This is a genomic window from Lautropia mirabilis (assembly GCF_900637555.1).
GTDB lineage: Bacteria > Pseudomonadota > Gammaproteobacteria > Burkholderiales > Burkholderiaceae_E > Lautropia > Lautropia mirabilis.
Map to the genome: position 1 here is coordinate 3,109,041 of NZ_LR134378.1, position 21,413 is coordinate 3,130,453.

Consider the following 21,413-nt stretch of genomic DNA (forward strand, 5'->3'; position numbering starts at 1 on the left):
CGAATCTCGTTTATTCCTGACAAACACCGTCGCATGGCCAACCTCCCAGAATGACAGAACGACCGAGCGGACCAAACGGATCAGCAAAACAAAGGGACTGAGAATAAAAATAAATATCCTTCAATGCCGTATCTTGATCCCCGTCAGCCCGATAAGTTGATGAATATCAGTTCATGCAATATTCCTTTCATGCCGGGCAAGTCCTTTTGAAAATACAAACCCGGCAAATGCATCTGTCTTGAGGGCGGTCAAGGATTTTCCTGCCCCCATGCAAACAATTGATTCTTCGGAACGGTTCACCACCAGTTCACCCCGAGTTCACTACCCGGAGAAATCAACATGAACAAAAGCACTTTCATCCCCGGCATCCTGGCTGCCATGCTGGTCGGATCCGTCGCCTCCCCCGCACTGGCCGGCGACCCGCAGACGGCCATGAACAAGGCCTCCTGCACCACCTGTCACTCGGTGGACAAGAAGATGGTCGGCCCTGCCTTCAAGGACGTGGCCGCGAAGTACAAGGGCCAGGACGTCAACCAGCAGCTCTTCGACAAGGTGCGCAAGGGCGGCAAGGGCAGCTTCGGCAAGATCCCCATGCCCCCCAACAGCAAGGCCGCCATCAGCGACGACGAACTGAAGGAAGTCATCACCTTCATCCTCAAGCAATGAAGGCCTGATGGGTGAAACCGTTCCGGTTTCGTCCAGACAAAGCCATAAAGCAGAAAGGGGCAGCCTCCTCATCGGAGGTCTGCCCCTTTTCTCTGCTGCCAGCCGAAGCCGGCAGCCCTTCACCCCGATGCTCAGTTCGTCATCGCCCGGGGTGCACGCTGGCTGGCAAAGCTTCGCACGTGGCGCAGCAGGTCGTCCTCGGAGAACGGCTTGCCCAGGAACACGTCCACACCCAGCGACAGCGCGTGGTTGCGGTGCTTGTCGGCCGTCCGCGAGGTGATCATGATGATCGGCACGTTGGCGAAGTCGGCGTGCTCGCGCACGTTCTTCGTCAGGTCGAAGCCGTCCATGCGCGGCATCTCGATGTCCACCAGCATCACGTCGGGAATCAGTTCCTGCATCTGCCGCAGGGCATCCACGCCGTCCTTGGCCAGCACGACGTTGTAGCCTTCGCGCATCAGCAGTCGCTGCGTCACCTTGCGCACCGTCACCGAGTCGTCCACCACCATCACGGTGGCGGCCGTCTGCAGTTCGCTGGCACTGAAGGTGGCGGCCTTGCCCTTGCCCAGCTGACCGGCCACGCGAGCCATGGCCAGTTGCACCGGGTTCAGGATCAGCACGATGTCACCGTTACCCAGCACCGTGGCGCCAGCCACACCCGCCAGACGGGCCAGCTGCGGGCCAATGTGCTTGATGACCACCTCCTGGTTGGGCACCACGGTGTCCACGTGCAGGGCGATCCGCGTGGCGCCGGCACGCAGCACCACCACCGGGGCCACACGCTGGGCGACCGGCTTCACGCCGGGGATCTCCAGCAGGCTGCCCAGGAAGTAGAAGGGAACGCGCTCGCCGGCAATCTCCAGGCGCTGGGCCTGGTAGGCCTCGGTCAGCGCCTCGGGCTTCATCTGCACGATCTGCTCGACCAGGGCGCTCTGAACCGCGAACTTGCCACCCTCGATTTCCAGCAGCACCACCTGCGTGACCGCCAGCGAGACCGGCAGGTGCACGGTGAAGCAGCTGCCCTTGCCCGTCGTGGAATCCACGTCGATACGGCCGCCCAGACCCGCCACTTCGGCGCGCACCACGTCCATGCCCACACCCCGGCCAGCCAGCGCCGTCACCTGCTTGGCGGTGGAAAAGCCCGGCGCAAAGATCATCTGGGCCAGCTCACGCTCGGACGGCTGGTGATCGGGGGCAATCAGGCCGCGTTCGCGTGCCCGTGCCTCGATGCGGGGATAGTCCAGGCCCTGGCCATCGTCCAGGAAGCGCATGATGACTTCGTTGCCATCCTGCGAGACCTCGATGGTCAGTTCCCCGATGTCCGGCTTGCCGCTGGCGGCCCGCTTGGCGCGTTCCTCGATGCCGTGGGCCACCGAGTTGCGCAGGATGTGCTCGATGGGGCCCGCCATGCGGTCCAGCACGTTGCGGTCGATCTCGGCCTGCCCGCCCTTGATCTCCAGGGTCACGCGCTTGTCGGTGTCCTTGCCGGCCTGACGCACCACGCGGTAGAGGCGGTCGTTGATGGTCGAGAACTGCACCATCCGCACACGCATCAGGCTCTGCTGCAGACTGCGGCTCACCTGCCCCTGCCGCGCCAGGTCCTGCATGGCGGCATCCAGGGCACGCAGGGCGTTCTGCTGCACGGTGGACACGTCGTTGACCGATTCGGCCAGCATCCGCGTCACTTCCTGGAAGCGGGTGTAACGGTCGAACTCCAGCGGGTCGAACTCGGTTTCGGTCTCGTTGGAGTGGGCGATCTTGGCCTGGATCTGGTTGTCGGCCTGGATCTCGATCTCGCGCAGCTGCAGGCGCAGGCGGTTGACGTTCTCGGTCAGCTCGTTGATGGCGCCACGGATCAGGCCCATCTCGCTGTCCAGACGTGCCCGGGCAATGGCCACCTCGCCGGCCTCGGCCACCATGCGGTCCAGCAGGTCGGCGCGCACGCGGATCACATGCTGGGCCGCCGCGGCCGGGTTGGCCGCTCCACCCATCGACGGATCCAGAAGGGCTCCACCCGCCTTGGCCGCATCATGTGCATGGCCATCCGCAGCGGCTTGGGCGGCTGCCTGGGCAGCCTGCTGGCGTGCCAGGGCCTCGCATTGCGGCAACGGTGCCGCCGGCTGGGCCTGCGGCGCAGCAGCAGCCTCGGGCGCCGCCTCCTGGGCCTTGGCAGCCTGGGCCGCGCAGGTCTGCTGCAGGGCCTTGGTCTCGGCAGCACGCTGCTCGGCCAGCTCGGGATGCAGCATCACCTCGTAGGCGGACACGGCCTGGTCATAGCCGGCCAGCACCGCCTCAATGACCGCCGGCTGCACCGGCGGCTGGGCCAGCGCGTCCTCGACCTGGGTTTCCAGTTCGTGGATCATCTGGCCGAAGCGCATGGCACCGGCCATCCGGGCGCTGCCCTTGATGGTGTGGAAGAGCCGCATCAGCGCGCCAGGCACCGAGCCATCGGCCGGGCGCTCGCGCCATTCGCGCAGGTTGTTGTCCACCTGCGGCATCAGCTCCTCGGCTTCCTCGAAGAACACCGGGCCCAGGTCCGGATCGATCTCGTCGACCAGGCCGGCCAGCGGATCGCTCTTTTCCTCGGTCTCGCGCCGGGCAGCCCCCAGCACTTCGGCCGCCTTCTTCAGCAGGTCCTCGCCGCGCATCTCGCGGTCGGACTTCGGCTCGACCGCCGGCTTGGCCGGCTGGCTGTCGGCGTTGATCTCGGCATCCCAGTTGGCCAGCAGCGCTTCCATGCGCTGGGTCGTCTCGGGATCGGCCGCCGGCTCGATGCGCGAAGCGAATTCGGCCAGCATCCGGTCGATGACGCCCAGCGCAGCCTGCATGCTGGCCTTCATGCCATCGGGCAGCGGCTTGGCCACTTCGCGCTGCTTCACCAGCAGCTTTTCCATGGCGGCGGCAATGCCGCGCACCTGGACCAGCCCCACGTGACGTGACGTGCCCACCAGGGTGTGCAGCGCACGAATCAGCGGCTCGGGTGCGCGCAGCGCGTCGGAGGCATGCCAATCCTGCCAGTCCTCGTTCATCCGCATGCGGGCCTGCGTGGCCTCGGCATTGAAGATCTCGAAGAGTTCGGCATCCACCAGGCGCTCGCCGATGCGAACCATCGATTCCTGGGGCTCGGGCTGTGCCACCTTGGCAACCGGAACAGGTGCAGACGGCACGACAGGAGCCTCGGGCACCACCGGTGCGACCGGGGCCGGCTGGGCAGCCACGGGCGCGGCGGGCGCCGGCGTCTCGGCGACCGGCTTCACCTCATGGTCCGGCTGAACGGATTCGGACACCGATTCGTCATCGAACTTGAAGGCGCCAAAGTCCAGCGTATCTTCCTGCGAAGGCTCGGAAGGCACTTCGGCCGCAAACGACTTCGTTTCAACACCCAGCGAAGCGGCGCTGAAGTCGAACGGATCATGCGAAACCGGCGCAGCCTCGACCGGTTTCTCGACGGGCTTCCCGGCCGGCAGGGCTGACCCCATGTCCAGCAGCGGAATGTCGTCATCCTCGCCGAGATCAGCCGGCACCATGAAGGCATCGGCCAGATCCAGGTCGGCAGCCTCGACATTGTTCAGTGCCAGCTCGTCACCATTGGGCAGCTCGCCCAGCAGGGAATCGAAGTCCGCAGACTCGCCCGCCATGGCATTGGACCAGGCATCCAGATCGGCCTGATCGCTGGAGGATTCGTCCTCGTCCTGGGCTTCAAAGGCGCCGTTGCCCAGCAAGTCGTCCTGCTGACTTCCGAAGTCCTCATCCCGCAGGGAATCCGCCGGACGGACCGGATCGCTGTGCAGGGAAGCCAGATCGGCCACGGGCATGTCGGCCTGGCGATGGCTGGCGTCGTCCAGGAAGCCTTCCAGCGACTGGCGCAGATCGCCTTCGGGCATCGACCGGGAGACACTGGCGAAGTTGTGGCTCTGCGAGAAACCGTCCGCCCGCGAGGCAGGCAGCGCACTGGCCGACAGGGCGTCGTCCAGCGACGGCACCTCCAGCGTGGGCAGCTCCGGTGCATGCACTTCGGGCATGGGCAGCGTGTCGGCCTCGCCATCCAGTTCCAGCAGGGGCAGCGTCTCGACCTCTTCTTCGTCAGGCTGCGCAGCCACCGGTGCCGGCTGAACGGCAGGCTTGGCAGCCGGCTGGGCCACTGACGGAGCGGCAGGCTGAGCAACGGGTTGAGCAGCCGCCGGCGCAGCAGGCTTGGCGGCCGGCACGGCAGCGGGCTTGTCGGGGAATGCGTTGCAACGGGCCGTCAGCAGGCTGGCGTCCAGCACACGGCGCGGCGCGGCCTGCAGCTGCTCGCACCAGCTGCGGAAGAAGTTGGCACCGTCCTGGATCAGCTCGAAGAGCGGCGTGGTGCCATCCTTGTCCTCGGACAGCCAGTGGTTCATCATCTGCTCGAAGGCCCAGGCAGCTTCGCCGAAGGCGTCCAGACCCACCATGCGGCTGGAACCCTTCAGCGTGTGGAAGCCGCGGCGGATGGTGGTCATCGCCTCGCGGTCATCCGGTGCCTTGCGCACCACGCCCAGGTTCTCGTCGATGGCATCCAGCACCTCGGCAGCTTCCAGCAGGAAGATCTCGTGCAGCTCGGCCTCATCGGCCGACAGCTCGACAGTGCCGTCCTCCAGCACGCCCTCGGGCAGGGCCGGTTCAGCCACCTCGGTTGTCACGTCGGCCTGCACGCTTTCTGGTGCCGGGAATGCCAGGCCTTCGTCGGCAGCCGGCTGCATGGCAGCCTCAGCAACGGGTTGCGACGGCAGCTCGAATGCCAGCGCATCCCCTGCCCCGTCATGGTCCTTCGATGCGGGCGCTTCAGCTGCACCCTGTGCCGCTGCCAGACCCGCAGCCGCCGTCAGGCCAGCCGCAGCGACGGCCGCCTCGGGAGCGGCTTCATGCGAAGCATCCGCGGCCTGTTCGGCCCCTGCCGATGCGTCGTCAGCAAACGAGCGAAGCAGTGCATTGGAATCGGCATCCGAGACAACCTCTTCCGGCGTTTCAGGAATGGAGGTGTCCTCGAACAGCATGCCGCGCTGCGCATCGAAGCGGAAACGGCGGGCGCGCGATGCCGACTGCAGCATCGTCTCGACAAAGAATCCCACCGAACTCAGACCATCGGCCAGGCGGGCGCGGCCGGCATCATTCAGCGTGACGCGGGCACGGATGATGTCGTCAACCTGCTTGCTGATGGCACGGCAGGCCTGGGCCGCATCCCGGTACTCCAGGACGGTCAGCACGGCGCTCGTCTCGGCCAGCAGCGGCTCCACCGTCTCCAGACGATTCACCGCCGTTTCATCCCGGAAGTAATCGTCCAGCGCCTGCTCGCAGGTGGACAGGTTGTGCTTCAGTTCATTGACGAAGGCCGCCTGCGTCATGCGCTCGGAGGCCTGGTTCGACAGCGCCACCAGCCACGGCAGCGGCGTGGGATCGAAGGACTCCGGGTTTGCCAGCAGACTGCTGATGCGGGCTGCCAGTTCCTGCGCCCGGTCGTCATAGGCCGGGTTGGAGCGCAGTGCGCCCGCCAGCGCCTCTTCCATGAACAGCACCGCGGTGGCCACCTCGATGGCCAGCATCTCGCGCGTCCGGCCCTGCTGTCCGGCCAGCGCCGCCGGCATGGTGGCCAGCGTCTTGCCCAGCATGCCCAGACCGGCGTAATGGGTCTTGGCCAGCGCCTGGTTCAGATGGCCAACAGCCTCGACGAAGGCAGGCTCCTCGGCCTGCGTGCCGCCTGCCAGTTTCTCCCAGGTGCGATGCACCAGCACCAGCGCCTCTCGGGCGATACGGATGGTCTCCGGATCGGCCAGGCCATAGCGGCGACGCTCGTAGTCGGCTGGCACCAGGCTGGCCAGATGGAAGTGACGCTTGACCTCTTCCACAACAGCCGAGCCGCTTCCGGCCTGCGCCAGGATGATCAGCAGTTCCTTGATGAACTGCGGCGGCACGTCGGACTGGCCGGTGAACAGGTGGCGGTTCTGGATGTTGATGCGACCGACCGCACGACGGGTGGCCAGATCAACCTTCAGCGCACCGTGCTTGAGGCCGTCGAGCAAGGCATACGACAGCCAGTAGAAGAGCCGCGCACCCACATGCGGCTGATTGCGCAGCATGCGGCCCATGGACTCGTGCAGCCCGTCGATGGCCGCCACGACGTTCTCGCCGCGGATCAGCGCCGGCAGCGCACGCTCGAAGCCGCGTGCGGCAGATTTCGCCCGCTCTTCACGGTCCGGCGCGTCGGAAATCATGGCGCGCACCGAGGCCGGCAGCGCACGATCCAGGTCCACGTCGAAGAGCGCGGCCGGATCGGGCTGGACGGCCTTGCGCAGACCCACGAGATCACGGTAGTACGGATACAGGACCAGCACCGGAATTGACGTGCCGCTGGCCTGCATGTCCTCCAGGTATTCGGTGATGGCACGCATCACCATCTTGAGGACATCGATGCTCGATTCGTCGGCTTCCAGCACCCCGTCCTCGAAGGCCGAGATCACATGCTCGGCTTCTTCGGTCAGCAGTGCCACACCGGAAATGCCCGCAACCTGCAGCGCACCATGAGTCTGATGCAGGTGCAGGCGTGCGCGCTTGATGGCGTCCTGGCCATGCGGGTTGGCCCGCAGCTCGTCCAGCGCATGCGCGACGTGCTGCAGCGACTCCCGAATCTCTGGCACGAACCAGGACAGAGTCATCATATCGATATTGTTGCCGTGTTCCACCCGTCACCCTCTTCGACTGATTGGATCGCGCAGCCGGACCATCCGGAGATGCGCTCACACCCCTGAAACTTCACCCCACCCGGAAGCGGGCCACTGAATTCTTGAGTTCCCGTGCCAGCTCGGACAGCTGCAGAATGGATCCTGCCGTCTGCTGCGTGCCCTCGTTGGTCTGGCTGTTGACCAGCAGAATGCGCTGGATGCTCTGCGCCACCGACGAGGCCGAAGCTGCCTGGTTCTCGGTCGTGCGGGAAATCCGCATGATCAGGTCCGCCAGTTCCTGCGACACCTGGCCGATGCCGATCAGCGCCATGCCAGCCTCATCGGACAGCTTGGCTCCCCGCACCACACCCTGCGTACTGCGCTCCATGGCCGCCACCGCATCGTGCGTGTCGGTCTGAATGGCCTTGACCAGGGCCGAGATCTGGCGCGTGGCCTCGGCCGAGCGTTCAGCCAGACGCTGCACCTCTTCGGCAACCACGGTAAAGCCACGACCTGCCTCGCCCGCCGATGCCGCCTGAATGGCAGCGTTCAGCGCCAGCACGTTGGTCTGTTCGGTAATGTTGGAAATCAGCTCGACGATCTCGCCGATCTCCTGACTGGATTCACCCAGGCGCTTGATGCGCTTGGCGGTGTCCTGAATCTGCTCGCGGATGCCGCCCATGCCGGCAATGGCGTTCTGCACGGCGTCACGACCACGGCTGGCCGCCGACAGCGACTGGCGCGCCACTTCGGCCGACTCGGAAGCAGACGCAGACACCTGCTTGATCTGCGCCGCCATGTTCAGGACAGCCTCACCGGTCTCGCGAATCTCGCGCGATTGCTGTTCACTGACGGCCTGCAGGTGCGAAGCCGTGACCTGCGCACTGGCAGACGCCTCGGCCACGGCCGCGGCGGTACGGTTGATTCGGCCCACCAGGCTGCGCAGCTCCTCGACCGTGTAGTTGATCGAGTCGGCGATGGCACCCGTGATGTCGTCGGACACCGTGGCCTGCACGGTCAGGTCACCGTCGGCCACGTTCTGCAGTTCGTTCATCAGGCGCAGAATGGCAGCCTGGTTCTGGTCGTTGATGCGGCTGGCTTCCTGCTCCAGTCGTTCGGCCTCCAACCGCTTGTCGATGGAGCGGTCCGCCTGAATCTTGGAATCGTCATAGTAGGCCTTGCACAGCAGCAGCAGCGACAGCACCGCGGCCGACGCAAAGCCCAGAATGGCCCACTGCATCGAGTTCTGCGTATTGCGCTGCTCGATGAGACGTGCCCGCAGCGCGTTGGCCGCGCCCATCAGCACATCACTCTTCTTGAAAACGTCCATACCGGCATGACGTGCCTGCGCCAGGGCCGGCAGTGCCTTCTGCGCCTCCAGCGCAAGCCGGACAAACTTCGCAGCCAGCGCATTGTTCTTGCGCAGGGCTTCACGCGCCTCGGTGTTCTTCAGCGGGGCGATGTTGCGACTGGCGTCGCCATCGAGTGCCGTCTCGCGTGTCACGGCAAAGCTCTCGATCGCATCAGCCAGCGACACGGCATCACGACTATCAAACTGGCTGCTGCCGTGCATGCGGATGATCTCGCCCACAATGGTGCGCATCTTCGCGCTCAGACGCGAGAACAGCAGCAGGTCGGGCGCGTTTCCGGCGCCATCACGAATATTGGCCCTTGCGGCACGCTGCGAGGCGGACAGTTCACGCTCCAGCGCAGCCACTTCGTTGACCAGGCTGTCAAAGCGCACCAGCACATCCTGCTGCTCAATCAGGGCCTTGACCGAAGGAGAGATCTCATCCCAGGCCTTGCTGAAGCGCTGCTCTTCCGTCCGGTAGCTTTCCGGCAGGGGCGAGACCCGCAGGCGATCCACCTCGCCGCCCTCTTTCAGCGCCTTGACGGCATCCGACAGGAAGGCCCGGCTGCTCTTGAGCTGATCATAGGCTTCTTCGTTGCCCTGCACCGCCATGTTGGCCGCCTTGGCCAGGCGCTGCGAGTGCATCAACGCATCGCCCACCACTTCGTTCTGCAGGGCATTGACACGGTCGGACTGGCGTTCGTAGGCGCTGATCGCAATGGCCGCACCGACGGTGATGGCCAGCGCCCCCAGCAGGATGATCGATTGCCACTTCAGGCTGAGCCTGCCCAGCAGCGGGGTGGTGCGCACACGCGCACGTGCCGGGGTTGCAGCGGCAGCCGCCTTGCCGGATGCCTTTCCGGCGGCCACAGGTGCAGGCGACGCGGGGACGGCGGGTTGTGCCCCGTCCATCGATCCCTGCAACGAAGACAATGCCGACATTTGCCCTATTCCTCTTTCTGCGCTCGGGTCAGCGACCCACCATCAGGAACGACGACGACGACACCAGCTTGGACAGGCTGAGCCGACGCCACGTCTGCCCTTCTGCGTCACGGAACTGCTCGGACAGCCAGGGCTTGTCGAAAGTCTGTTTCTCTGGAACCGGCGTCATGGTTGCCACGTTGCGCAGGCCCAGCATCCGGCTCACCACCAGCGTGGCGTTGAAGGTCAGTGCAGGCGACAGCGTGAGCAGGCGCGATTCCTTGGACACGGGTGTGAAGTTGCCACCCATGAAGCGGGCCAGATCCACCACCGTGAAGAGTGCACCGCGCACGTTCACCACGCCCAGGAACCAGTCCTGCGTCAGCGGAACCTGCATGATCGAGGTGGACGGCATCGGCACGATCTCGCCGGCTTCAGCCAGCTCGACCAGGTAGCGATCCTCTCCGATCATCAGCGCCAGATGCGATGCTGCAGCGCCGTTGCTCCCCTTCTCTGCCCCATCCTTCGCTGCACCTGCATGGGTGGGGATGGCGGCAGCCTTGGCGACCTGACCGGCTTCCTGACCCAGGGTCTCGATGGCACTCATGTCACTGCTCCGTGGCCAGGTCAGCGATCTTGGACAGCAGCACCTCCGGCTCGACCGGCTTGACCAGGTAGTCACGCGCCCCTTGGCGCAGACCCCAGATGCGGTCGCTCTCGGCGTTCTTGCTGGTGCACAGGATCACATGCACGTCCTTCATCGCCGGATCCCGGGCGATGGCACGCGTGGCCTGGAAGCCGCTCTTGCCGGGCATCACCACGTCCATGATGACGATGGAGGGTCGTTCGGCCTGCACCTTCTCCAGCGCTTCATCACCGTTTTCGGCCGTGATCACTTCATAGCCTTCCTTCACCAGCAGCGAGGCCATGAAAAAGCGCTCGGTGGGCGAATCGTCAACGATCAGGATCTTGCGCGCAGTCTGTGCATTCATGCTGTTTCTCCGCCAATCAGTTCGGCATGCCTGCTGCAGCCAGCTCCTGATCGGCGCGACGGCTGTGCGACTGCACGCACTTGAGCAGGCTGTCCTTGGTGAAGGGCTTGGTCAGATACTCTTCAGACCCCACCAGGCGACCGCGCGCACGGTCGAAGAGACCATCCTTGCTGGAGAGCATGATGACCGGGGTGTTCTTGAAACGCGGACTCTTCTTGATCAGCGCACAGGTCTGATACCCGTCCAGTCGCGGCATCAGCACGTCGCAGAAGACGATGTCCGGCCCGTGGTCGGACAGTTTGGCCAGCGCATCGAAACCGTTCTCGGCCAGCACGACCACGCAGCCAGCCTGTTTCAGAAAGATCTCCGCACTCCGGCGAATGGTGTTGCTGTCGTCGATCACCATGACCGTCAGTCCGGCGATGCTTTGGGTGCCGCTCATTTCCTGCCCTCAAGTCCAGTTGATACCGATGTGAGCGCCGCTGCACGCCTTTCGGAAAGCCGGCAAGCCGACTCCCAGGCATTCCCGCATCGGTCACTTCCGCGTATTAAAGGGAAAGATGTCACGCCTCGCCCCCCATCTCCGACGAGCCCGCAACAGTGCCGGACCAATGGTTGACGGGTTGTGGCGCGCCGTGGCACGGACTTCGCCCCATCGGCGGGGCAGAAGACAGGGGCCGGCACGGCCGGCTCCGGTATGATCAGGCGTGCCGGAACGGAGCTGCCTGGCCCGCGATCCGGCCTGCTTTCCTGCGCTGGGTGGGGTGGCGGCCGGAAGGCTGACAAGCCATTTCATGCCCCGTTCGACCCCTGCCGCCGTCATCCTTGCCCACCATCATTCATGGAGACCGCCATGCTTCCCGCCTCTTCCCCCGACCATCCGGAAAGACAGGCTCGCCGCGCCCTCATCCGCGGGGTCTATGCCATCACTGCCGACGAAGGGGACACAACACGTCTTCTTGCCGACGTGGAGGCTGCGCTCTCAGGCGGCATCCGCATCCTGCAGTACCGCAACAAGCATGCCAACAGGGCGCTGAAGCGGCAGCAGCTGGAAGCCCTGAAAGGCGTCTGTGCCCGCCATCAGGCATTGCTGATCGTGAACGATGACTGGCAGCTGGCCGCCGAGCTGGGCATTGATGCCGTGCATCTGGGTGAGGACGACGGCGATATCGAGGAGGCCCGTCGGGCGCTGGGGCCCGGGTCGCTGATCGGTGTGTCGTGCTATGCCAGCGTGGAGCGGGCCCGGGCACTGGCACCAGTGGCCGACTATCTGGCGTTCGGGGCGCTCTTTGCGTCGGGCACCAAGCCGCTGGCGCGCCCTGCCCCGCTGTCGGTCTTTCGGGAGGTGCAGGCGCTGTCTCTGGCGCGCCCGCTGGTGGGCATTGGCGGCATCGATGCCGACAACATCGGTTTGGTGCTGGCTGCCAGGGCCGATGCTGCCGCCGTCATCGGCTCGCTGTTCCGGCAGGGGGATATTCGGGCGGCCGCGCAGCGGCTGGTGGCCGCTGCAGCCCGCCCCTGATCACCAGGGTTTCAGCGGCAGCACGTCCAGCACGCGGCCATCCTTGCGATCCAGCAGCACGGTGGCGTCGCTTTCCTCACCCTTCAGCGGCAGGTAGCCGGCCTCGGTGTCGGAAAGGCCGGCCTTCTTCAGTGCGGCGTCCAGCACGGTCTGGTCATCCGGGTTGAGATCCCGAAGCGCCTTCAGGTCCAGTGCCCGCGCTTTCACGGTTTCCTTCTGGTTTTCCAGCGGTTCGTACCACTGCGGGAAGTGCTGCAGATCACGGCCGCCAAAGGCCGATTCCACCAGCACGTCCTGGCGCAGCTTCTCGTCAGCAGGCGGGTTTGCTGCCGACCATCGGGGACCGAACCAGTCCCGTTGTGCCAGCGGGTTGCTGGCAGCGGCCTGCAGGTCTTCGGCCTGCAGGTCGGCACGCGAGACGGCCTCGAAGCGGTCCTTCACGAAGACGAGATAATGCGGGCGCCCTGCTTCGACGGTGTGCAGGCCATAGCCCAGGGCCAGCAGCTGCACCAGGCCGATCAGCGCCAGGTCCATCGGCAGGCTCTTCTTGCGCCGATCAAAGACCATGAAGGTCATGATGGGGCCCAGGCTCACGTCCACCGCCAGCAGCAGCACCAGGATGGTGCCCACGCCGGCCACGGCCGCCAGCGGTCCGGCGTACCAGTACTGGTAGACGACGAGCAGCACCAGGCTGGCGATGGCCAGCGAGATGCCCAGGTGGCAGCCTGCTGCACGGAATCGTGCCCGCAGGGCATCACCACGCCAGCTGTCCCGCCACGGCAGCTTCTGTGGAGGGGTTGTGGAAGTCGCTGCGGAGCTTGCATGTGCCATGGTCAGCCAGTCCTTCAGGTTGCATCTTGAACACGGCGGGCAAGGCTAATCCCCGGGGTGCAGACGGGCAGCGCCGGGCGGACGGACGGCTATTGGCAGCGGCTGTCGTCCGGAGGCTGGTGCGGTGATGCAACAGAGACGACAGTCAGTCGATGACCAGCACGTCGCCGGTCTGCAGGATGCGGGGCTGGAAGCGCCCGGCCCAGGTCTCGATCTCGCGGGCGATCAGCTCGCGGTCGGAGGGCTTGAGATGCGTGATGTGTATCTGGGGATCGACACACAGCCGGGCCAGCTCTTCGGAAAGCTGGATGGGGTACAGGTGCTTGGCGGTGACGGCCAGGTCACGCTCGCGGTTGGCGAAGGCCGTTTCCAGAATGAGATGGCGCAGGTCCGAAATGCCATTGACGGTGCGCCAGAATTCCTCGGTGGGCAGCGTGTCGCCCGAATAGACGAGGCTGCCGGCCGTGGCCCCGATGTGAAAGCCCACGGCCGGCACGGTGTGGTTGGCCGTGATGGGGCGGATGGTGCGGTTGCCGATCTGCACGGGGTGGCCCACCTGCAGCGGGCTGTAGACCATCCACGGCCGCTCGAAGTGCGGGATCTCGGTGAAGTCGGGCCAGATGACCCAGTTGAAGATGTGGTCCTTCAGCGCCTGGATGGTCTCGGGCAGGGCATGGACAATGATGGGCCGTTCCCGGCTGCTGCCCACGGTGTCGAGCATCAGCGGCAGCGCGCAGATGTGGTCAAGGTGGGAGTGGGTGAGAAAGACGTGGTCGATGCGCCGCATGTCCTCGACGGACAGGTCCTCGACGCCGGTGCCGGCATCGACCAGGATGTCGTGGTCGACGAGGAAGGATGATGTGCGAGCCGGACGCCCCGGCCTGCCCGCCGTTCCCGGCGTGCCACCGAGTCCACCGCTGCAGCCGAGGATATGGAAGCGCATGGATCGCATTAGAGCACTGCCGTGCCCTCCGGCGACACCCTGTTGACATAGCGTCTCGGGCAAAATACACGCACTCTTTCGGTCCTGCCCGGAACGTCTGCTTCACCCAACGACGCCAGCTCGACACGGATCACCTGGCGGGCCGTCATCTCGCCCAGCAGCACCGGCAGGCCGAAGCGCTTGGTGAGCGCTTCCAGCCGGGCAGCCAGGTTCACGGCATCGCCAATGGCGGTGTAGGCACGCCGCAGCTGGGAGCCCATGTCCCCGACACGGGCGGTGCCGGAGTTGATGCCGATGCCGATGACCAGCGGGGGCAGGCCGCGCCGCGCAAAGTCGCGGCTCAGTTCCTCGGCGGCATCCTGCATGGCAATGGCGGCGACGACGGCGTGGTCTTCCTGCTCCAGGTCATCGACCGGCGCGCCCCAGAAGGCCATGATGGCATCGCCCATGTACTTGTCGACGGTACCCTGATGCTGGTGGATGACTTCAGTCATCCGGGTCAGGAAGGTGTTCAGGTATTCCCGCAGCACCTGCGGGTCCATCGATTCGGCAATGCGCGTGAAGCCGCGGATATCGGCAAACAGGATGGTGAGCCGCTTGTTCTGGCTCTCCATGGGATAGGCCGCGGGCTCGCGGGCCATGCGCTGCACCAGCTTGGGCGAGACGTACTGGCCAAAGAGGGCCACGACGGCCTGGCGGGCCTTGCTCTCGATGAAATGGCCAGTGGCCAGGTTGAGGATGGCAATCAGCACGACGGCCATCATGGGCGCAGCCACCGGGGTGATCCAGTCCAGCACACCGAACATCAGGGCGTTGGCAGACTGCAGCACCAGCAACAGCGCAGCGGCCAGCAGCACGATGCCGGCCGCCCCCAGCCGGGGCATGACGAGTGCGGCGGCCCCGGCCACCAGCAGGGTGATGAGGGAAACCGTCAGCTCGGCATGCCAGGGCACGTAAGGCATGTGTCCGGCCAGAGCACCAGCGATGAGCGTGGCCTGCACTTCCACGCCCGGCGTGTCGATGCTGACCGGCGTGGTGTGCCGGTCACCGATGCCGGGGGCCGAGGCGCCCACCAGCACGATGCGGTCCCGAAAACGCGCCGGGTCCACCCTGCCCTCGATGACATCGGTGGCGGAGATGTACTCGAAGCGCCCGGCCTGCGGGCCGGCCTGACCGGCGAAGGGGACGCGCGCCGTCAGGTCGCGCGCCAGCGGCAGCCGGGTCTGGGCATCCAGCGACAGCAGCTGCCCGTCCAGGGCGATGGGCGGGTTGTCGCCGTAGACGCGCAGCATGGCCAGTGCCAGCGATTCGTAGACCTGACCATTGAAGAGCGTGAGCACCGGGACGGAACGGACCACGCCGTCGTCGTCGAGCTGGGCGTTGTAGAAACCGCTGCTGCGCGCGGCGTCGCTGAGGCGCTCCTGGCTGGCGCCAAAGCCATCCCACTGGGGCAGCAACCAGCCATCGAAGACATCCCCTTCAAAGACCGAGGACGGCAGGCGGCCGATGCGGCGGGCACCGGCCTGACGGGAGAAGTAGTAGCCCAGCACCACCGGCCGGCTGCGGATGGCCTCGGCCAGCGACAGATCCCCGGCCGGCTCGGGCTCGGCAAACACAATGTCGAAGCCCAGCACGCGGGCCCGCCCTTCATCGACGATGCGCTCGACCAGCCTGGCCAGCGTCCGGCGCGGCCAGGTCCAGCGCCCCTGCTCCTGCAGGCTCTTCTCGTCGATGTCGACGATGAGCACCCGGGGTTCGAATTCCGGTGGCTGCCAGCGCAGCCGGTGATCCTGGTTCAGTCGGTCGAAGGTCTGCACGGCCGGCATGGGCACATGGCCCAGCAGCACCAGGATGGCCAGTGCCGTGATGGCCAGCCCCCCGACGGAGGCCCACAGCCGGAACGAGCGCAACAGCGCATGCACCGACTGCAGCAGGCGGTTCATCGCGGTGGCCCCGACGGAGGCTGGCTGCCTGCCGGGGACTGGCTGAACTGGATGATGGTGCCGCTCAGCTCGATCAGATCATGGTTGCGCAAGGGGTGCGCCCCCAGGCCGATCGATTCGCCGTTGACCATCGGATAGGCGCTGCCCTCGACGTGCGTCAGGAAGAAGTTGCCGTTGCGGTTGGTGACGACCGCCACCTGTCCGCAGCCATTGCGGATGCTGACAATGGGGCGGTCGATGATCAGAAGCCGCCCGGCGTCATGCCCGCCCAGAAAGCGCAGCGAGACGCCCTGGAAGTCGGCGGGACGATCCAGCGCCGGCCGGGCCCTGGGCATGGGCGGCGGCGCATGGGGCAGCATGGCGGGCGGCAACGCGGCCTGCCCCTGCATCGGCGTGGGCGGCAGGCGCGGGGCGCGGTTGAAGCCTTCGATGAAGCCGGCCGGGCCACCCTCTTCCGGTGCGGGCGGCAACGGGGAGGAAAAGATGCCTGGTTGTTGCGAGACTGATTGTTGCGAGGCTGGTTGTTGCGAGCCCCCGGACAAGGGTGGCAGTCTGCCCGGCACCCGGGGCGGTTCCGAGGGAGTACCACTCAGCGAGGATGTGCCGCCCCGCCGTGAGTCCGGAGTGCCAGACGGCGGCAAGGACGACGGATCGACCGGCGGCAGGGAGGCCGAGGGGTTGGGCGCCCCCGGCGTCTGGAAAAGTGGAAAGTCCGGCGCCAGCCTGTCCAGCAGGAAGGCCGTATCGCCCATGGAAAGCAGCGGGAATGTGTCGGAAACGGAAGCGTCCCGAGACGAGGCGTCGTGTCCTGACGCATCGGGGGGCTGGGCGCTGCCGGACGGCGCGCCCTGTTCATGGGCATCCGTTGGGCCGATGGTTCCGGCACGTCGATAGACGAGGCGATAGATGCCGATGTCGATGCTGTCGCCGTCGTTGAGCAATGCGCGCGCCACGGGGGCGCCGTTGACCAGGGTGCCATTGCGGCTGCCCAGATCCTGGATCACCACATCCTGCTGGCCGGCCATCAGCACGGCGTGCTCGCCGGAGACGGTCAGGTCATCGAGCACCAGGGTATTGGTGGCACGCCGGCCAATGACCGTGCGTGTCTGTGTCAGCCAATAGGTGCGCAGCGGCTGGCCGGCTGCCGACAGCACGAGCTGCCCGTACCTGCTGCCTTGCTGCTGCATTTCCCCGTCCTGGTGATCGGCGCCCATCTGCATCCCCTGACCCCGGGAGCCTGGGCAGAAAAGACCGTCGACGCTCCCGGCAGCGACTGTAGCCGCCGGGAGGCGGAAGGGGAAAGGGTGCCGGCGCCAACGGCCGGCACCATGGGCCCGACGGCGGGCCTCAGAGCACCTTCTTCAGCAGGCGCCCCATTTCGGACGGGTCGCGGGTCGTGCGGATGCCACAGGCTTCCATCACTTCCAGCTTGGCGTCGGCCGTGTCGGCACCACCGGAGATGAGCGCACCGGCGTGGCCCATGCGCTTGCCCGGAGGCGCGGTGACGCCAGCGATGAAGCCGACCACCGGTTTCTTCATGTTGTCCTTGGCCCAGCGCGCGGCGTTCACTTCGTCCGGTCCGCCGATCTCGCCGATCATGATGACGGCGTCGGTGTCGGGATCGTCGTTGAACATCTGCAGCACGTCGATGTGCTTCAGGCCGTTGATGGGGTCGCCCCCGATGCCGACGGCGGTGGACTGGCCCAGGCCCAGGTCGGTGACCTGCGCAACGGCTTCATAGGTCAGTGTGCCGGAACGCGACACGATGCCGATGCGGCCCTTGCGGTGGATGTGACCCGGCATGATGCCGATCTTCAGCTCGTCAGGCGTGATGACGCCCGGGCAGTTGGGGCCCAACAGCAGCGTCTTCTTGTTGGCCTTGCGCATCTTGTCACGCACGACCAGCATGTCACGCACGGGGATGCCCTCGGTGATGCAGATGACCAGATCCAGGTCGGCGTCGACCGCTTCCCAGATGGCATCGGCAGCGCCTGCCGGCGGCACATAGATGACGGAGACGGTGGCACCGGTCTCGGCCTTGGCTTCCTTCACCGAGCCGTAGATGGGAATGCCCTCGAAATCCTCGCCGGCACGCTTGGGATTGACGCCTGCCACGAAGCAGTTCTTGCCATTGGCATAGTCCCGGCACATGCGCGTATGGAACTGGCCGGTCTTGCCGGTGATGCCCTGGGTGATGACCTTGGTGTCCTTGTTGATCAGAATCGACATTGCGATTGTCCTCGAAGTTCAGGGCTGTTGTTATTTACCGGCTGCAGCGGCAACCACCTGGCGCGCGGCGTCGGCCATCGTGTCTGCCGCGATGATCGGCAGGCCGGAGTCGGCCAGCATCTGCTTGCCCAGCTCTTCATTGGTGCCCTTCATGCGCACCACCAGCGGCACGCTCAGATTGACGGCCTTGCTGGCAGCGATGACGCCGGCTGCGATGGTGTCGCAACGCATGATGCCGCCGAAGATGTTGACCAGGATGGCCTTGACACCCTTGTTCTTCAGCATCAGCTTGAAGGCCTCGGTGACCTTTTCTGCCGTGGCGCCACCGCCCACGTCCAGGAAGTTGGCCGGCGAGCCGCCGAACAGCTTGATGGTGTCCATGGTGGCCATGGCCAGACCGGCACCGTTGACCAGGCAGCCGATGTTGCCGTCGAGCTGGATGTAGGCCAGATCGAACTTCGAGGCTTCCACCTCGGCCGGGTCTTCCTCGTCCAGGTCGCGCATCTCGACGATGTCGGCGTGGCGGAACAGGGCGTTGGAATCAAAATTGAGCTTGGCGTCGAGCGCGATGACATCACCCGAACCGGTGAGGATCAGCGGGTTGATCTCGGCCAGCGAGGCATCGGTCTCGAAGAAGGCCTTGTACAGACCCTGCAGTACCTGACGGGCCTTGGGCAGGCTGGCGGCCGGGATGCCGATGCGGGTGGCCAGATCATCGGCCTCGGCGTCGGTGAGGCCCTGGGCCACGTCGCAGAAGACCTTGTGGATTTTCTCGGGCGTCTTGGCAGCCACTTCCTCGATGTCCATGCCGCCTTCGCTGGAGGCCATGACGCAGATCTTCTGGGATTGGCGGTCGATGACGATACCGACGTAGAGTTCTTTCTTGATGTCGGCGCCTTCCTCGATCAGCAGCCGGCGGACCTTCTGTCCTTCCGGGCCGGTCTGGTGGGTGACCAGCTGCATGCCGAGGATGGAAGTGGCGTGCTGACGAACTTCATCCAGCGAACGGGCCAGCTTGACGCCGCCGCCCTTGCCGCGGCCACCGGCGTGGATCTGGGCCTTGACGACCCAGACGGGGCCGCCCAGCTGCTCGGCCGCCTTGACCGCTTCTTCGACATTGAAGCATGGAATACCCCGGGGCACCGTTACACCATAGCGCTTCAGGATTTCTTTGCCTTGATACTCGTGGATTTTCATGGTGATCTCGGTTGGGTCACATATGCCGCGTTGATGCTATCACAGCGGTCATGACGATTAACCCGGAGAAAACGCGCCACGTGGCCCGTCGCACCATGAATAAGGGAATACCCGGATATAAGGGAATGTCCGAATATGAATTCGGTGCGTCTCAGAAGCCGGCATCGAATGCCGATGAATCTTCATCCTCGTCGGGCGCATCGACGATGCGGGGCACGACGGCAGACACGATGCCCGGTGCAAACCCCCGCCCCACCAGGAAGCGATATTGCCGGGCCTTTTCCTTCAGGCTGGTGGGGGGCTTTCCGAAACGACGCTGCCAGACGGCCTGGGCACGGCTCTTCTCGTCCTCGGCCAGCGGCTGCAGCACGTTGGAAATGAGGTTTTCATCCAGCCCCTTGCGCTGCAGGTCCTGCGACAGGCGGGCGCGACCAAAACGCTCTGCCCCGTTTCGCACCAGGGATTCGGCCATGCGACGATCGGACAGCAGCTTCATGCCCTCCAGTTCGTCCAGAACCGATTCGACCAGTTCAGGTGACGGAGCACGCGGCGCCGGGCTGCCACCCTCAGCACCGTCGAACGAGGCAGCACCGCCCCGGGCACCGAATGGGCGGTCGAACGAATCGTCAGGCGCCGGTGAGCCTTCGTAGTCACCCGGGCCCCCTGCCCTGCCGCCAGCACGCCGGCGACGGCGAACAGGCGGGGGTGTGAGCAGCTTGCGCGTGAGTTCGGCCCGGCTGTGCTCACGCCGGGCCAGCAGGGTAATGGCCCGCCGCTTGAGTGCGCTGCGCTGGGCCGACTCGGATTCGTCGGCCCGCACCAGCGCCTGAAGATCACGAAAGCTCATGCTGCCCCGCCTGCTTCACGGCCTCACTCGGCGTCCTTGTCCTTGGCGACGCGCGGACGACGCCCTTCGGCGGCGGGCTCGGCACCCTCGGCATCGACGACAGGTTGCGGCGCCTCACCACGGGTGGAGACACCGACAGCCTCGCGGATGCGGTTCTCGATCTCCAGCGCCAGCTCGGGTTTCTCGCGCAGATATTCGCGGGCGTTGTCCTTGCCCTGACCGATGCGTTCGCCGTTGTAGCTGTACCAGGCGCCGCTCTTTTCCACGAAGCCATGGGTGACGCCCAGGTCGAGGATCTCACCCTCACGCGAGGTGCCCTCGCCGTAGAGGATGTCGAACTCGGCGCTCTTGAACGGGGGCGAGACCTTGTTCTTGACGACCTTGACGCGGGTTTCGTTGCCGATGATCTCGTCGCCCTTCTTGATGGAACCGGTACGGCGAATGTCCAGACGCACGGAGGCGTAGAACTTGAGTGCATTGCCGCCGGTGGTGGTCTCGGGGTTGCCGAACATGACGCCGATCTTCATCCGGATCTGGTTGATGAAGATGACCAGCGTGTTGGTGCGCTGGATGGAGCCGGTGAGCTTGCGCAGCGCCTGGCTCATCAGACGGGCCTGCAGACCGGGCAGCGCGTCGCCCATGTCACCCTCGATTTCGGCGCGCGGCGTGAGCGCAGCCACCGAGTCGACCACGACCAGATCGACCGAACCGGAACGGACCAGGGCATCGCAGATTTCCAGAGCCTGCTCGCCGGTGTCCGGCTGGGAAATGAGCAGTTCAGGCAGGCGTACGCCCAGCTTGGCGGCGTACTGCACGTCGAGTGCGTGCTCGGCATCGATGAAGGCGCAGGTTCCACCCAGCTTCTGCATCTCGGCAATGACCTGCAGCGTGAGAGTGGTCTTGCCTGAAGACTCCGGCCCGTAGATCTCGACGACGCGGCCACGCGGCAGGCCGCCAACGCCCAGTGCGATGTCCAGCCCCAGCGAACCGGTGGAGACCACTTCGATGTCCGGGGCGACTTCGCCGTCGGCCATGCGCATGACCGAACCCTTGCCGAACTGCTTTTCGATTTGTGCCAGAGCGGCAGCCAGTGCCTTGGCCTTCTCTGCGCGTGCCTTGTCGTCCATGACGGATGTCCTGTGAGGAGATTGAAGCAGCCCCGATTATGACACCAGACCACTGTACATACAATCAGTCTTCTGGTCTCGGCCGGATGATGGTAGCCATCAGGTGAGCGAATCGGCCGGATGGATGATGTCCGCGCAACAAGGGACTTGAGAAGGCCACGGCA

15 protein-coding genes are annotated in these 21,413 nt (G+C 65.5%); 2 read left to right on the forward strand and 13 right to left on the reverse strand.

Translation table 11 applies throughout. From position 1 onward, the window contains the following. The first annotated feature begins 339 nt into the window (after nt 1-339). On the forward strand, nt 340-666 hold the full coding sequence (locus EL249_RS12805) for a c-type cytochrome (RefSeq protein WP_005671722.1): 327 nt from the start codon (nt 340-342) through the stop codon (nt 664-666). Nucleotides 667-797: 131 nt separating this feature from the next. Here the strand turns inward: EL249_RS12805 and EL249_RS12810 are convergent, their stop codons facing one another. The 5 genes from EL249_RS12810 to EL249_RS12830 all read right to left on the reverse strand — a co-directional run bounded on the left by EL249_RS12810 (nt 798) and on the right by EL249_RS12830 (nt 11,052). Further along, the gene (locus EL249_RS12810) at nt 798-7,343 is read right to left on the reverse strand and encodes a hybrid sensor histidine kinase/response regulator (RefSeq protein ID WP_005671720.1); all 6,546 of its coding nucleotides are present in this window, start codon (nt 7,341-7,343) and stop codon (nt 798-800) included. A 94-nt stretch (nt 7,344-7,437) separates the two neighbouring features. After that, nucleotides 7,438-9,639: a methyl-accepting chemotaxis protein gene (locus tag EL249_RS12815; RefSeq protein WP_005671718.1), complete on the reverse strand. Its 2,202-nt coding sequence runs from the start codon at nt 9,637-9,639 to the stop codon at nt 7,438-7,440. A 28-nt stretch (nt 9,640-9,667) separates the two neighbouring features. Beyond that, nucleotides 9,668-10,225, reverse strand: coding sequence for a chemotaxis protein CheW (locus tag EL249_RS12820; protein ID WP_005671717.1), 558 nt, complete (start codon nt 10,223-10,225; stop codon nt 9,668-9,670). A gap of 1 nt (nt 10,226) precedes the next feature. Further along, complete coding sequence (locus tag EL249_RS12825) at nt 10,227-10,610, reverse strand: response regulator (protein ID WP_005671715.1); 384 nt, start codon at nt 10,608-10,610, stop codon at nt 10,227-10,229. A 16-nt stretch (nt 10,611-10,626) separates the two neighbouring features. Continuing rightward, on the reverse strand, nt 10,627-11,052 hold the full coding sequence (locus EL249_RS12830) for a response regulator (RefSeq protein WP_005671714.1): 426 nt from the start codon (nt 11,050-11,052) through the stop codon (nt 10,627-10,629). Between the two features lie 411 nt (nt 11,053-11,463). Between EL249_RS12830 and thiE the strand changes: the two genes are divergently transcribed. Further along, complete coding sequence (thiE, locus tag EL249_RS12835; RefSeq protein WP_050782008.1) at nt 11,464-12,132, forward strand: thiamine phosphate synthase; 669 nt, start codon at nt 11,464-11,466, stop codon at nt 12,130-12,132. Here thiE and tfpZ read toward each other — a convergent pair whose 3' ends face one another. The 8 genes from tfpZ to recA form a co-directional block, all read right to left on the reverse strand. Then, on the reverse strand, nt 12,133-12,963 hold the full coding sequence (gene tfpZ, locus EL249_RS12840; protein WP_005671711.1) for a TfpX/TfpZ family type IV pilin accessory protein: 831 nt from the start codon (nt 12,961-12,963) through the stop codon (nt 12,133-12,135). A 145-nt stretch (nt 12,964-13,108) separates the two neighbouring features. Next, nucleotides 13,109-13,906, reverse strand: coding sequence for a 3',5'-cyclic-nucleotide phosphodiesterase (locus EL249_RS12845; RefSeq protein WP_040530295.1), 798 nt, complete (start codon nt 13,904-13,906; stop codon nt 13,109-13,111). A gap of 8 nt (nt 13,907-13,914) precedes the next feature. Then, complete coding sequence (locus EL249_RS12850; RefSeq protein WP_005671708.1) at nt 13,915-15,849, reverse strand: CHASE2 domain-containing protein; 1,935 nt, start codon at nt 15,847-15,849, stop codon at nt 13,915-13,917. Then, nucleotides 15,846-17,063 (reverse strand): FHA domain-containing protein, encoded by a 1,218-nt coding sequence (locus EL249_RS12855; RefSeq protein WP_170169609.1) that lies wholly within the window; start codon nt 17,061-17,063, stop codon nt 15,846-15,848. The genes EL249_RS12850 and EL249_RS12855 overlap by 4 nt, the downstream gene beginning before the upstream one ends. Nucleotides 17,064-17,196: 133 nt before the next feature. Next, nucleotides 17,197-18,078, reverse strand: coding sequence for a succinate--CoA ligase subunit alpha (gene sucD / locus EL249_RS12860; RefSeq protein WP_005671704.1), 882 nt, complete (start codon nt 18,076-18,078; stop codon nt 17,197-17,199). A gap of 30 nt (nt 18,079-18,108) precedes the next feature. Continuing rightward, the gene (sucC, locus tag EL249_RS12865; protein ID WP_005671703.1) at nt 18,109-19,275 is read right to left on the reverse strand and encodes an ADP-forming succinate--CoA ligase subunit beta; all 1,167 of its coding nucleotides are present in this window, start codon (nt 19,273-19,275) and stop codon (nt 18,109-18,111) included. Between the two features lie 151 nt (nt 19,276-19,426). Continuing rightward, the gene (locus EL249_RS12870; protein ID WP_005671702.1) at nt 19,427-20,122 is read right to left on the reverse strand and encodes a regulatory protein RecX; all 696 of its coding nucleotides are present in this window, start codon (nt 20,120-20,122) and stop codon (nt 19,427-19,429) included. Nucleotides 20,123-20,145: 23 nt separating this feature from the next. Next, nucleotides 20,146-21,249 carry a recombinase RecA gene (recA, locus tag EL249_RS12875; protein ID WP_005671701.1) on the reverse strand — a complete coding sequence of 368 codons (1,104 nt, stop codon included), beginning with the start codon at nt 21,247-21,249 and terminating at the stop codon, nt 20,146-20,148. Nucleotides 21,250-21,413: the final 164 nt, after the last annotated feature.